Genomic DNA, 13,026 nt, shown 5'->3' on the forward strand with positions numbered 1-13,026 from the left:
GCCCGGTTGCAATCCACTCGGTGACGAGGCGCTGGCGATCCTGGCCCCCGAACCTTCAATGTCGGGTGTTCTGCCGGGGGAACATTGGCCGGCGGCAGGTGTGGCGCGTCGGCGATGGTGTGCCAGAGCGACGTGTACCAGGGATCGGTGTTGGCGGGTTTCGCCGCCTGGCTTCCGGGCTCGGAAGGTGTCGCCGCGGTCGGCGGCAGCTGGACCTGGAAGGGGATGTCGCCCGGCTTCACGAAGCCGAGCCGCTCGCGGGCCTGCGCGGCGATGTAGGCCGGGTCGCCGAGTTTGGCCTTCTTCTGCTCGAGTTCGGCGATCTGAGCGCGCAACGCGGCTTCGCTCGCCGTCAACTGATTCATCTCCGTGCGCTGTGCGAAGTAGGTCCGCACCGGGCCGGCGATGGTGAGCGTCAGCACGCAGACGACCGCGGCGAGCACCGCCGCCCGCCGCGCGGTGAATCCCAGCCGCTGCTCGGACCGCTGTTCGACCGATTCGACCGCCTGTCGCTTGATGGGCTCGACGACATGCTCGACCGACCTCGCGCCGGGCTGCTTCGCGGTTTGGGACGGCTTGGAAGACGGCTTGGCCGTGCGGCGGCGCCGAACCGAATCCCCGGCCTTCCCCGGACGCGATGCCGGGGAGCGCCGTTTCGGATCCGGCTTGGCGGGCAAGCTATTTGGCCTCCGGCGCATACCGCGGGAACGCCAGGTCGCCGGCGTAACGAGCAGCGTCGCCCAGCGCCTCCTCGATCCGCAGCAGCTGGTTGTACTTGGCGACACGCTCACTGCGGGCGGGTGCACCGGTCTTGATCTGCCCGCTGCCGACGGCAACCGCCAGGTCGGCGATCGTGGTGTCCTCGGTCTCGCCGCTGCGATGGCTCATCATCGTGCGGTACCCGCTGTGGTGCGCCAGCGCAACCGCATCGAGAGTCTCGGTCAGCGTGCCGATCTGGTTCACCTTGACCAGCAACGCGTTTGCGACACCTTTCTCGATGCCTTCTTCGAGGCGCTCCGGATTGGTGACGAAGATGTCGTCGCCGACGATTTGCACGCGGTCGCCGATCGCCGCCGTCAACGCCGCCCAGCCATCCCAATCGTCTTCGGAGAGCGGGTCTTCGATCGAGATCAGCGGGTAGGAGCCGAGCAGATCGGCGTAGAACTCCGCCATGTGCTCGGCGCTGCGGGTGCTGCCCTCGAAGATGTATCCGGTGCCCTTGTTGTAGAACTCGGTGGCCGCCGCATCGATGGCCAGCGCCACATCGGCGCCGAGTTTCAGGCCGGCCGACTCGATGCCCTGGCAGATCAGGTCCAGGGCGGCTTTGGTGTGCGCCACGTCGGGCGCGAAGCCGCCCTCGTCGCCCAGGGCGGTGCTCAACCCCTGCTTTTGCAGCACCGACTTTAGTGAGTGGTACACCTCGGCGCCCCAGCGCAGCGCCTCGCTGAAGCTGGGGGCGCCGATCGGGGCCACCATGAACTCCTGGATGTCGACAGCGGTGTGGGCGTGCGCACCGCCGTTGACGATGTTCATCATCGGCACCGGCAGGATGTGGGCGTTGGGTCCGCCGACATAGCGGAACAGCGGCAGCTCGGCTGAGTCGGCGGCCGCTTTGGCGACGGCCAGGGAGACGCCCAGGATCGCGTTGGCGCCCAGCCGGGACTTGTCGGGGGTGCCGTCCAGGTCGACGAGCGCCTGGTCCACCAGCCGCTGGTCGTCGGCGTTGAGCCCGATCACCGCCGGGCCGATCTCGTCGAGAACGGCTTGCACCGCCTTTTGCACGCCCTTGCCGCCGTAACGCTCACCGCCATCGCGCAACTCATGGGCCTCGTGCTCACCGGTCGACGCGCCGGACGGCACCGCCGCGCGGGCAAAAGTTCCGTCGATCAGGGCAATCTCGACCTCGACCGTCGGGTTACCGCGGGAATCGAGGATCTCGCGGGCCCCGACCTGCTCGATAATCGGCACTGAGTTTCTCCTTGCGTTGTAGCTGGTGCCGGCCTCGCCGCCGTTAGCGTAGAGCCTGATACATCCTGCTACAGCGGGTGACCCGCCGCATAAGCGGTCGCCCAGTCGCGCACCGCTCGCGCGTAGACGCCGGAGTTGTTGTAGGCCCGCAGCGCCGTAATCCAGCCGCGCGGCGTCCCCAGATCCTTTCCCCGCCAACACAGGTAACCCGCGGCCGCGAGCGCGGCGTCGTCGATGTTGTCGGGGCTGACGCGGCCGTCGTTGTGGGCGTCGACGCCGTACAACCGCCAGGTCTCGGGGATGAACTGCATCGGCCCCATGGCCCGCACCACCCCGTCGTCGTCGGTCACCGGTTCCTCGCTGTCGACGATGCGCAGGGTGCCCCCGCTGCCGTCCAAGCGGACACCGCGAATGGGGGGGCTCACGTCACCGTTGGGCGCCAGCCGCGCGCCGCGATAGGTGCCATGGTGGCTCTCGACCTGCCCGATGCCCGCCAGCGTGGTCCACGCGATGTGGCACTTCGGGTTCTCGACCTCGGCGACCCGGGCGGCGTAGGCGTAGGCCTCCAGCGCGATCACCGGGATCTCCAGGGTCGGGGAGCGCTGTTCGGCCCAGGCCCGAAGCTGGTCCGCGGGTCTACCGCTGGCGTGCGTGTCCACCGGCGGCACCGGAGCCCCGGCAGGCGGCGGGACGCCCTCCGGGATGAACAGGCTGAGCTGCCACGTGCAACTGGAGGCCAGCAGCATCGCGGTCGCGCCTATCACGGCGGCCGCGCGCAACCAACGCCTCGGCGACACCATGCTGGTTAAAGCTCCCTCGACTCCCCTGCACCAACTTCGCACAACCATCGTCCCATGGGTCGCGGTGCTGCCCGGCCGTATCGGGGCGCGAGCGCAGGATTTCCGCTAATTATCGGTTAGCTGACGCAGCTTTGGCGGTCAGGCGTCGTCGGCGACCGCACCCGTCGCAGACTCGTCGACCACCTCGTCCGACGGCCAGTGCTCACGCCACTCGTCTTCGGTGACCTCGCCGAGCGGGGTGACGTCGAATTCCTCCGGAACACCCGCGCCGCGGCGCGTCGCGGCGATCGCCCGCTCGACCGCGCGGACCGTGTCCACGAACTCCAGAACCGCCGTGCGAAGCGCGCTTTCCGCATCACCGTCGGCCGACACCGCGATGGAGGTGATCTCGGCGGGGATGAGATCGGCCGGCAGGCCGGCCTTCTCGGCACGCTGAATCACCTTCTGGGCCAACGCCAACGCCGGCTGACCGGTATGCACCTCGTCCATCACGTACTTGCGCGGCTTTTCGGCCGCCTTGCGCTCTTCCCATTGGGCCAATTGCTCTTCGAGCGAAATGGTCTGACCCGCAAGCACACCCGGAACCCGATTGCCCAGCTTTCGCATCAGCGTGACGGCGACGTCGTCGATGGTGAAGGGAAATTGCGGGGCGTCCTCCGCGATGCGCGCGTGAAAGAGCACCTGCAACAACACGTCGCCGAGTTCTTCGCGCAGCTGGTCGGCGCTGCCGCTGCGGACCGCGTCCAGCAGTTCGTAGGTCTCCTCCAGCAGGAACCTGCGCAGCGAGTCGTGGGTTTGCTCACTCTCCCACGGCCCGGCGGTGCGCAGCTTGTCCATCATGGCCACCACGTCGACCAGTCGCTCGCCGCGCGGTGTCTCCGGCGCGGAGATCAACCGGGCGCCGGCCGCCAGCCGGGCGGTGACGGCGGGATGCTCGGGGTCCGACGACAGCAGCACCGGCGCTGGATCATCGGGGTCCCCGGCATGCACCGGACGCGCCGCGGGCAGCGACCACGGCACCGCGACGGGCATCTCCTCGGTGTACTGCACCTCACCGCTGAGGTGTTCGATGGCCTCGACCGGCACCAGCGACGGGCGACGGGGGTCGAACAAGACGACGATCATCGCGCCTGTCGCTCCTCCCCCGACATAGGTGCCGACTGTGAACCCGTTATACCAATCTCTATCTGGGATTTACCCTGCAGCGCCGTCACCAGGTTGGCCACCATCTGCACCAACTCCACGTCGCGGATGCGTGCCGCACCGACGCCCCCGTCCCGCGGGATGGGCACCTGCACCGTCGAGGTCGTGGCGCGGTAGCCCGCGGCCGGATACATCCGCTTGAGGCGCACCTGGGCCGAATCGGGCAGCGTTATCGGCGACAGCCGCACCGTCGCCGCCGACGGGGCCGACACCTCGGTGATGCCGGCGGCGCGGCAAAGCAGCCGCAACCGCGCGACCGCCACCAGGCGCAGGGCCGGTTCGGGCAACGCACCGTAGCGGTCGACGAGTTCCTCGATCACGGCCGCGATCTCGCCGTCCGAGCCCGCCGCGGCCAGCCGCCGATAGGCCTCTAACCGCAGCCGGTCGCTGGCGATGTAGTCCGGCGGCAGGTGGGCGTCCACCGGCAAGTCGATCCGCACATCCTTGGGCTCCTCGGCGGTGGTGACGGTCTGGCCGTCAGCCGCCGCCCGGTAGGCCTCCACGGCCTCACCCACCAGCCGCACGTACAGGTCGAACCCGACCCCGGCGACGTGGCCGGACTGCTCGACGCCCAGCACGTTGCCGGCGCCACGGATTTCGAGGTCTTTCAACGCGACCGCCATGCCCGCGCCCAGCTCGTTGTTCTGCGCGATGGTCGCCAACCGGTCATAAGCCGTCTCGGTCAGCGGGGCGTGCGGCGGATACAGGAAGTAGGCATAACCCCGCTCGCGGCTGCGCCCCACCCGGCCGCGCAGCTGGTGCAGCTGCGAAAGCCCGAAGGTGTCGGCGCGCTCGACGATCAGCGTGTTGGCGTTGGAGATGTCCAGCCCGGTCTCCACGATCGTCGTGCACACCAGGATGTCGTATTCGCGGTTCCAGAACCCCTGCACGGTGCGTTCCAGCCGCTCCTCGGGCATCTGCCCGTGCGCGACAACCACCCGCGCCTCCGGCACCAGCTCGCGGATCCGGGCCGCCGTCCGGTCGATGGAGCTCACCCGGTTGTGCACGTAGAAGACCTGCCCGTCGCGCAACAGCTCGCGCCGCAGGGCGGCCGCCACCTGCTTGTCGTCCTGCGGCCCGACGTAGGTCAGCACGGGATAGCGCTCTTCGGGCGGGGTCAGGATGGTCGACATCTCGCGTATCCCGGCCAGGCTCATCTCCAGCGTGCGTGGGATCGGGGTGGCGCTCATGGTCAGCACGTCGACGTGGGTGCGCAGCGACTTGATGTGTTCCTTGTGCTCGACGCCGAACCGCTGCTCCTCGTCGACAACGACCAGGCCCAGGTCCTTCCAGCGCACCCCGGTCTGTAGCAGCCGGTGCGTGCCGATCACCACGTCCACCGACCCGTCGGCCAGGCCCTCGATCACGGCGCGGGACTCGACGTTGTCGGTGAACCGGGATAGCCCCTTGACCGTCACCGGGAAGCCGGCCATCCGGTCGGTGAATGTCTGCAGGTGCTGGTCGGCCAGCAGCGTGGTCGGCACCAGCACGGCGACCTGCTTGCCGTCCTGGACGGCCTTGAAGGCCGCGCGCACCGCGATCTCGGTCTTGCCGTAGCCGACGTCGCCGCAGATCACCCGGTCCATCGGGACCGGCTTCTCCATGTCGGCCTTGACCTCGGTGATCGCGGTGAGCTGGTCGACGGTCTCGGTGAAGCCGAACGCGTCCTCCATCTCCGCCTGCCACGGGGTGTCCGGGGCGAAGGCGTGCCCGGCGCTGGCCTGCCGCTTCGCGTACAACGCGACGAGCTCGCCGGCGATCTCGCGCACGGCGCGGCGGGCCTTGGTCTTGGTGTTGGCCCAGTCGCTGCCGCCCAGCTTGGAAAGCGCGGGCGCCTGCCCGCCGACGTACCGGGACAGCTGGTCCAGCGAGTCCATCGGCACATACAGCTTGTCGGACCCACCGCCCCTCTTGCTCGACGCGTACTCGAGCACCAGGTACTCGCGCCGGGCACCGCCGACCGTGCGTTCCGTCATCTCGACGAACCGGCCGATGCCGTGCTGGTCGTGCACCACCAGGTCACCGGCCGTCAGCGCCAACGGATCGACGGTGTTGCGCCGCTTGGCCGCCAGCCGCTTGCCCTCGACGGCGGTGGCCCTGCTGCCGGTCAGGTCGGTCTCGGTGATGACGACCAGGTTGGCGCCCGGGATCACGACGCCGTCGTGCAGCGGGCCCTTGAGGACGCTGACGATCCCCAGTTTGAGCGTGGTATCGGCCGCGCCCGGTTCCAGCATCGCCGCGGGGGTGTCGGAGTCGGCCAGCCGCTCGACGACGCGATGGGCGGTGCCGGCGCCAGGGGCGACGACCGCGGCGTAGCCGCCGGTCGATACGTGGGCGCGCAGCATCGCGAAGATCCCGTCGATGTCGTGCTGATGCCCGCGGGCCGACGGCGCCGCCCGAATGTCCAGCTCCATCGCCGACTCGTCGGACAACTGGCTCAACGTCCACCAGGGATGACCCGAGCGCGCCGCCGCGGCGTGCACGTCGTCCAGCTCGGCGAACCCCGACCCGCCGAACTGCGCGACGTCGACGGGGGCGTCGGTGCCCAGCGCCGCGACCGACCAGGACGCCTCGAGGAACTCGCTGCCGGTCTTGATCAGGTCGGCGGCCCGGGTGCGCACTTTTTCCGGGTCGCACAGCAGCACCGGAGTGCCCTCGGCCAGTTGGTCGGTCAGCAGCACGTGTTCGCCGGGCCGCAGGACCGGCAGCAGCGCCTCCATGCCGTCGACCGCGATGCCCTCGCCCAGCTTGGCCAGCATGTCGGTGACGCTGCCGGTGATGGCGGGCTCGGCCCCGGAATGCCGGGCGGCCAGCGCGGCGGCCCGCTCCCGCACGTCGTCGGTCAGGAGCAGTTCGCGGCAGGCCACCGCGATGACCGTCTCCACCTCGATCTCGGGTATGGAGCGCTGGTCGGCGACGGAGAACATCCGCATCTCGCTGACCTCGTCGCCCCAGAACTCGATGCGCACCGGGTGCTCGGCGGTCGGCGGGAAGACGTCGAGAATCCCGCCGCGCACGGCGAATTCACCGCGCCGGCCGACCATGTCGACCCGCGTGTAGGCCAGCTCGACCAACCGGGCGACGACCTCGGAGAAGGCGATCTCCTGGCCGACGCTGAATGTCACCGGCTCGAGCAGGCCCAGCTGCGGGGTCATCGGCTGCAGCAGCGAGCGCACCGCGGTCACCACGACGCGCAGCGGTGGGCCCAACCGCGCGTCGTCGGGATGAGCCAGCCGCCGCAGCACCGTCAGCCGGGCGCCGACGGTGTCGACTCCCGGAGAGAGCCGCTCGTGCGGCAGGGTCTCCCAGGACGGGAAGGCCGCCACGGCGTCGCCGAAGACGCCGCGCAGCTCGGCGGTCAGGTCATCGGCTTCACGCCCGGTCGCGGTGACTACCAGCAGAGGACCCAACCGCTCCAGCGCGCTGGCGACGAAAAGCCGCGCGCTGGCAGGACCCACCAGGCACAGCTCGGCCGGCCGCTCGGCCGCGCTTTCGATCAGTTGCTGGAAGGTCGGCGCGGTGAGCGCCAATTCAACGAGCCCCGCGATCGGGAGTTCTGGGCGAGCAGGCCCCGGTGCGGTCATGATGAATCCATTCTAGGGGCGCCAGAATTCGTCAATTTTGAGCCTGCCGCCGTCAAGGGATCGTTAGGAAGACCGCCCGCGACCCCGACGCGGGCGCACGTTGGATTCATGACTTTGCTGGACATCCTGCCCTCCATCGGTGACGCGGCGCCCCCGCTGTGCGCCGGCGCCGGACCGCACGCCCCGGCCGGCGTGGCCGCCGAGGCCGATTTCCGCGATCGCGCCCGCCGTTGGCGCAAAACGCTGCGGGGTGCGCGCATCGTCCACTTCGGACGGTCGCCGCTAACGATCGAAGTCGCGCGCATGGCGCGCAAAGAGCGCCTCGGTATCGGCGTCCGCTCGGGCGCCGAGCTCGCGGTCGCCCTCGCCGCGGGGACGGACCCGGCACGCATCGTCACGCACCCGGGATCGCCCGAGTTGTTGCGCGACGCGGTGGGCGTCGGTGTCGGGCGCATCGTGCTGGACTCTCCCCTCGCGGCTCCCCACGTCGCCGGCCCACGACGGCGGGGCCGGGCGCGCCCCACCTTCGACCTGGTGGGCCTGTACTGCCGGCTGGATTCTCGGGGTCCCCGGGACGGCGCCCGGGCCCGCTACGGCGGGGAAATCCGCCGGACGATTGCCGCCATGGCGGACGTCCGCGCCCGGCACGGCCTCATCCTGACCGAAGTGCACGTAGGCGGTGACCAGGCCGGCCCGTACGTTGCTGGCGATTCGGAACTCGGTGTCGACGAGCTGGCCGCCGTCATCGAGGATGCGCTCGACGAAGCTTGCGCCGCAGAGCAATTTCCCCGGCCGATTGTCGCGGTGGGTGTGACGCTGACCGAATAAACACCCCAGGCGGGAACCGCCGTGACGTCACGCCCGCCGGGCGAATCTCTACCCGTCGTCCTGCAGCCGGGGGTCGGCTTCCAGGTGGGTCAGCCCGTTCCACATCAGGTTGACCAGGTGCGCCGCGACCACTTCTTTCTTGGGCTCACGCGTATCGAGCCACCACTGCGCCGTCATCGACACCGAGCCCACCAGCGCCTGGGCGTACAACGGCGCCAGCTCGGGATCAAGGCCGCGGCGGGCGAAGTCGCCGGCCAGGATGGAGCTGACCTGGTTGACGGCGTCATTGAGCAGGCTGGAGTAGGTGCCCGAGCTGATCGCGGCCGGTGAGTCGCGGATCATGATGCGGAAGCCGTCGGTGCGCTCTTCGACGTACGTGAGCAGCGCCAGCGCGACTCGCTCGACCCGGACCCGGGAACGGTTGTTGGTCAACGACGAGGTGATGCCGTCCAGCAGTGCCGACATCTCGCGGTCGACGACCACGGCGTACAGCCCCTCCTTGCCGCCGAAGTGCTCGTAGACGACCGGCTTGGACACGTTGGCGCGTAACGCGATCTCCTCGATGGAGGTGCCCTCATAACCGCGTTCGGCGAACAGCGAGCGTGCGATGCCGATGAGTTGTTGTCGGCGCTCGGTACCGGTCATCCGGGCGCGCGGCGCGCGTGCCTCTTTGTCCGGCTCCTTATCGAGAACAGCCACGTCAATCAGCGTATAGGGTCGCCCGCACCGAACCGCCCGTCTTTCCCTCGGCGCCGCGATCGGCCCGCATACCGTCTAAAGTCTGTTGGTGGCGCGGGCCCAAAGGGCCGGCAATCCGTCGTGGTGTAATCGGCAGCACCTCTGATTTTGGTTCAGATAGTTCAGGTTCGAGTCCTGGCGACGGAGCTTGGCTCGTCGAGTGTGGGGCCTATGCACGAATTCGAGGCGGCGGTTTCCATAGTTAGGGCAGTGATCGCCCAGGGCGCGGTCTTTGCGTCAACATCAGGTGAAGTGCCACGCTTGACGGCGTGTCGTCGTGCCAGCGCGCACGCCGGGGTTGAGGAGAGTTGATGGCGTCTCGTGGTGATACCGCGGTCCTGGTGCTCGCGGCCGGGCCCGGCACCCGGATGCGGTCGGACACCCCCAAGGTGCTGCACACGATCGCCGGTCGCAGCATGTTGTCCCACCTGCTGCACGCGATCACCAAGGTCGCGCCGCAACACCTGGTGGTGGTCCTGGGCCACGACCACCAGCGCATCTCCCCGCTGGTCGCCGAGTGGGCCGACGACCTGGGGCGCGGCATCGAGGTCTCCCTGCAGGACCGCCCGCTCGGCACCGGCCACGCGGTGTTGTGTGGCCTGTCCGCGCTGCCCGAGGACTACGCCGGCGTGGTCGTCGTGACCTCGGGCGACACACCGCTGCTGGACTCCGACACCGTGGCCGACCTGATCGCGACCCACAACGCGGGGTCGGCCGCCGCGACCGTGCTCACCACGACGCTTGCCGACCCCACCGGGTACGGCCGCATCCTGCGCACCCAGGACAACGAGGTCAGCGCGATCGTGGAACACGCCGACGCGACACCCTTCCAGCGGGAAATCCGCGAGGTCAACGCCGGCGTCTACGCCTTCGACGTCGCCGCGCTGCGCTCCGCGCTCAGCCGGCTGAGCTCCAACAACGCCCAGCGGGAGCTCTACTTGACCGACGTGATCTCGATCCTGCGCGGCGACGGGCAGGCCGTCCATGCCCAGCGCGTCGACGACAGCGCCCTGGTCGCCGGCGTCAACAACCGCGTCCAGCTCGCACAACTGGGCGCCGAACTCAACCGCCGGATCGTCGCCGCCCACCAGATGGCCGGGGTGACCATCGTCGACCCCGCGACCACCTGGATCGACGTCGACGTCACGATCGGGCGCGACACCGTCATCCACCCGGGCACGCAACTGCTGGGCCGCACCCAGATCGCTGGCCACTGCGTCGTCGGCCCGGACACCACGCTCACCGACGTCACCGTCGGCGACGGCGCATCGGTGGTGCGCACCCACGGCACCTCATCGGCCATCGGCGCCGGCGCCACGGTCGGCCCCTTCACCTACCTGCGGCCCGGGACGGTGTTGGGCGACGAAGGCAAGCTCGGCGCGTTCGTCGAGACCAAGAACTCGACGATCGGCGCCGGCACGAAAGTTCCGCACCTGACCTACGTCGGCGACGCCGACATCGGCGAGCACAGCAACATCGGAGCGTCCAGCGTCTTCGTCAATTACGACGGCACCAGCAAGCGGCGCACCACGATCGGCTCGCACGTGCGCACCGGGTCGGACACCATGTTCGTCGCCCCGGTGACGGTAGGCGACGGCGCGTACACCGGCGCGGGAACCGTGGTCCGCGACGACGTCCCCCCGGGCGCACTGGCGGTGTCCGCCGGTCCGCAACGCAACATCGAGGGCTGGGTGCAGCGCAAACGGCCGGGCAGCGCGGCCGCCGAAGCGGCCGAGAAGGCGGTCAAGCTCAACGACGACACATCCGAGCCCGAATCGACATCGTGACTTTGGTATCTGGTAACCCGGCCACATTTCCGTACCATTCGCTACGTACGATTGGCATCCACTTCTGATCCGAACGGCGAGGGCAGCGCGTTGAGCCACGACTGGACCGACAACCGCAAGAACCTGATGCTCTTCTCCGGCCGTGCACACCCGGAGTTGGCCGAGCAGGTGGCAAAGGAGCTCGACGTCCACGTCACCGCTCAGACGGCGCGGGAGTTCGCCAACGGCGAGATCTTCGTCCGGTTCCATGAGTCGGTCCGCGGGTGCGACGCGTTCGTCCTGCAGTCGGCCCCGGCGCCGGTGAACGACTGGCTGATGGAACAGCTGATCATGATCGACGCGCTCAAGCGGGGCAGCGCCAAACGGATCACCGCCGTCATGCCGTTCTACCCCTACGCCCGCCAGGACAAGAAGCATCGCGGCCGCGAACCGATCTCGGCGCGACTGGTCGCCGACCTGCTCAAGACGGCCGGCGCCGACCGGATCGTGACCGTGGACCTGCACACCGACCAGATCCAGGGTTTCTTCGACGGCCCGGTCGACCACATGCGCGGGCAGAACCTGCTCACCGGCTATATCCGGGACAACTACCCGGACGGCAACATGGTGGTCGTCTCCCCGGACTCGGGCCGGGTGCGCATCGCCGAGAAGTGGGCCGACGCATTGGGTGGCGTCCCGCTGGCCTTCATCCACAAGACCCGTGATCCTCGGGTGCCCAACCAGGTGGTGTCCAACCGCGTCGTCGGCGAGGTGCAGGGCAGGACCTGCGTGCTGATCGACGACATGATCGATACCGGCGGCACCATTGCCGGCGCTGTGCAGCTGTTGCGCGATGACGGCGCCGCCGACGTCATCATCGCGGCCACCCACGGGGTGCTGTCCGACCCGGCCGCCGAGCGGCTCGCGGCCTCGGGTGCTCGCGAGGTGATCGTCACCAACACTCTGCCGATCGGCGAGGAGAAGCGCTTCCCCCAGCTCACCGTCCTGTCCATCGCGCCGCTGTTGGCCAGCACCATTCGCGCCGTCTTCGAAAACGGCTCCGTCACGGGGCTATTCGACGGGGATGCCTAGATGGCTGCACGGCCAGGCGAGGCGGTCATCTACCACAATCCCCGGTGCAGCACCTCGCGAAACACGTTGGATCTCTTGCGCGACAGTGGGTTTGAGCCGACCATCGTCGAGTACTTGAAGAACCCACCGTCGCGCGACGAACTGGTGCAGATGATCAACGACGCCGGGATCGACGTGCGCACCGCGGTGCGCAAGCGGGAATCGCTGTACTCCGAGCTCAACCTCGCCGATGCGACCGACGACCAGTTGCTGGACGCCATGGTCGAACACCCGATCCTGATCGAACGACCGTTCGTCGTCACGCAGAAGGGCACCCGGCTGGGTCGGCCGGCCGACACGGTCCGCGAGATTCTGTGAGACGTGCCTGCGCGGCCGCGGCCATTGCGCTGACGCTGCCCGCGGTGGCGTGCGGCCCGAAAGCGCCCGACTATCAATCGATCTGGTCCACGACGCCGACAACCACGACCACCACGACACGGGTCGCCAAGCCCGTGCCGCTGTCGCAATATCTGCAGAACATCGGCGTGACCGGGCAGCAGGTCGCGCCGGGCGACCTGCCCGACCTGAAGGTGTCGATACCGACGCCCCCGGGCTGGTCGGTGGCGAGCAATCCGCACATCTCCCCGCAGACGCTGATGATCTCCAAGGGCGGCAAGTATCCGACCGCCAGGCTCGTGGTGTTCGCCCTGCACGGCGATTTCGATGCCGCCCAGGTGATTCAGCACGGCAACGACGACGCCCAACTGTTCGAGGACTTCAAGCAGCTGGACGCCTCGACGACGCCCTACAACGGCTTCCCTTCGTCGATGATCCAGGGCAGTTACGACTTGGATGGCACGCGGCTGCACAGCTTCAACCGGATAGTGATCGCCACCGGTTCGGGGCCGGCCAAGCAGCGGTACCTGGTTCAGCTCACCATCACCGGCCTGGCCAACGAGGCGGTCACGCAGTCAACCGACATCGAGGCGATCATGCGAGGGTTCGTCGTCGCGGCGAAGTGATTTCAGTCCTTCGAGCCCGGCGAAATTGCCGCCAGGGTCGTGCTCG

Annotated in this window: 10 protein-coding genes, 1 tRNA gene and 1 pseudogene; 6 read left to right on the top strand and 6 right to left on the bottom strand. The window is 68.9% G+C overall.

The annotated features are described in order from the left end of the window. From A5756_RS21630 to mfd, 5 genes are all read right to left on the bottom strand, one after another. The coding region (locus A5756_RS21630) for a septum formation initiator family protein (protein ID WP_197505812.1) at nt 1-677 on the bottom strand (677 nt) is incomplete at its 3' end. 1 nt (nt 678) lies between these two features. Beyond that, on the bottom strand, nt 679-1,968 hold the full coding sequence (gene eno, locus A5756_RS21635; protein WP_066957325.1) for a phosphopyruvate hydratase: 1,290 nt from the start codon (nt 1,966-1,968) through the stop codon (nt 679-681). Between the two features lie 68 nt (nt 1,969-2,036). After that, entirely contained in the window at nt 2,037-2,765 is a 729-nt protein-coding gene (locus A5756_RS21640; protein ID WP_156622475.1) for a lytic transglycosylase domain-containing protein, read from the bottom strand. A gap of 141 nt (nt 2,766-2,906) precedes the next feature. Next, entirely contained in the window at nt 2,907-3,893 is a 987-nt protein-coding gene (locus tag A5756_RS21645; protein ID WP_066957329.1) for a nucleoside triphosphate pyrophosphohydrolase, read from the bottom strand. Further along, nucleotides 3,890-7,555, bottom strand: a complete 3,666-nt coding sequence (gene mfd / locus A5756_RS21650) for a transcription-repair coupling factor (RefSeq protein WP_066957331.1) — start codon at nt 7,553-7,555, stop codon at nt 3,890-3,892. Before mfd ends, A5756_RS21645 begins: the two co-directional genes overlap by 4 nt. A gap of 108 nt (nt 7,556-7,663) precedes the next feature. On the opposite strand from mfd, the pseudogene A5756_RS21655 reads away from it, so the two are divergent. Next, nucleotides 7,664-8,362: pseudogene (locus tag A5756_RS21655) on the top strand (diaminopimelate decarboxylase); the annotation flags it as partial. 69 nt (nt 8,363-8,431) lie between these two features. Here A5756_RS21655 and A5756_RS21660 read toward each other — a convergent pair. Beyond that, nucleotides 8,432-9,028, bottom strand: a complete 597-nt coding sequence (locus A5756_RS21660) for a TetR/AcrR family transcriptional regulator (RefSeq protein ID WP_156622474.1) — start codon at nt 9,026-9,028, stop codon at nt 8,432-8,434. Between the two features lie 168 nt (nt 9,029-9,196). Here A5756_RS21660 and A5756_RS21665 point away from each other — a divergent pair. The 5 genes from A5756_RS21665 to A5756_RS21685 all read left to right on the top strand — a co-directional run bounded on the left by A5756_RS21665 (nt 9,197) and on the right by A5756_RS21685 (nt 12,980). Next, nucleotides 9,197-9,268 (top strand) — tRNA-Gln (locus tag A5756_RS21665). A gap of 164 nt (nt 9,269-9,432) precedes the next feature. Further along, the gene (glmU, locus tag A5756_RS21670) at nt 9,433-10,908 is read left to right on the top strand and encodes a bifunctional UDP-N-acetylglucosamine diphosphorylase/glucosamine-1-phosphate N-acetyltransferase GlmU (RefSeq protein WP_066957336.1); all 1,476 of its coding nucleotides are present in this window, start codon (nt 9,433-9,435) and stop codon (nt 10,906-10,908) included. Nucleotides 10,909-10,998: 90 nt separating this feature from the next. Next, a complete protein-coding gene (locus A5756_RS21675) occupies nt 10,999-11,979 on the top strand; it encodes a ribose-phosphate diphosphokinase (RefSeq protein ID WP_066957338.1) in 981 nt (326 codons plus the stop codon). Beyond that, complete coding sequence (arsC, locus tag A5756_RS21680; RefSeq protein WP_066957340.1) at nt 11,980-12,336, top strand: arsenate reductase (glutaredoxin); 357 nt, start codon at nt 11,980-11,982, stop codon at nt 12,334-12,336. It begins immediately after the preceding gene. Next, nucleotides 12,333-12,980 (top strand): LpqN/LpqT family lipoprotein, encoded by a 648-nt coding sequence (locus A5756_RS21685; protein WP_066957342.1) that lies wholly within the window; start codon nt 12,333-12,335, stop codon nt 12,978-12,980. The genes arsC and A5756_RS21685 overlap by 4 nt, the downstream gene beginning before the upstream one ends. The last annotated feature ends 46 nt before the right edge of the window (nt 12,981-13,026 follow it).

Source organism: Mycobacterium sp. 852002-53434_SCH5985345, assembly GCF_001667155.1.
Classification (GTDB): domain Bacteria; phylum Actinomycetota; class Actinomycetes; order Mycobacteriales; family Mycobacteriaceae; genus Mycobacterium.

Coding starts and splice junctions, on each gene's coding strand:
- glmU (WP_066957336.1), top strand. CDS start 9,433: ATGGCGTCTCGTGGTGATACCGCGGTCCTGGTGCTCGCGGCCGGGCCC.
- A5756_RS21660 (WP_156622474.1), bottom strand. CDS start 9,028: ATGACCGGTACCGAGCGCCGACAACAACTCATCGGCATCGCACGCTCG.
- A5756_RS21645 (WP_066957329.1), bottom strand. CDS start 3,893: ATGATCGTCGTCTTGTTCGACCCCCGTCGCCCGTCGCTGGTGCCGGTC.
- mfd (WP_066957331.1), bottom strand. CDS start 7,555: ATGACCGCACCGGGGCCTGCTCGCCCAGAACTCCCGATCGCGGGGCTC.
- arsC (WP_066957340.1), top strand. CDS start 11,980: ATGGCTGCACGGCCAGGCGAGGCGGTCATCTACCACAATCCCCGGTGC.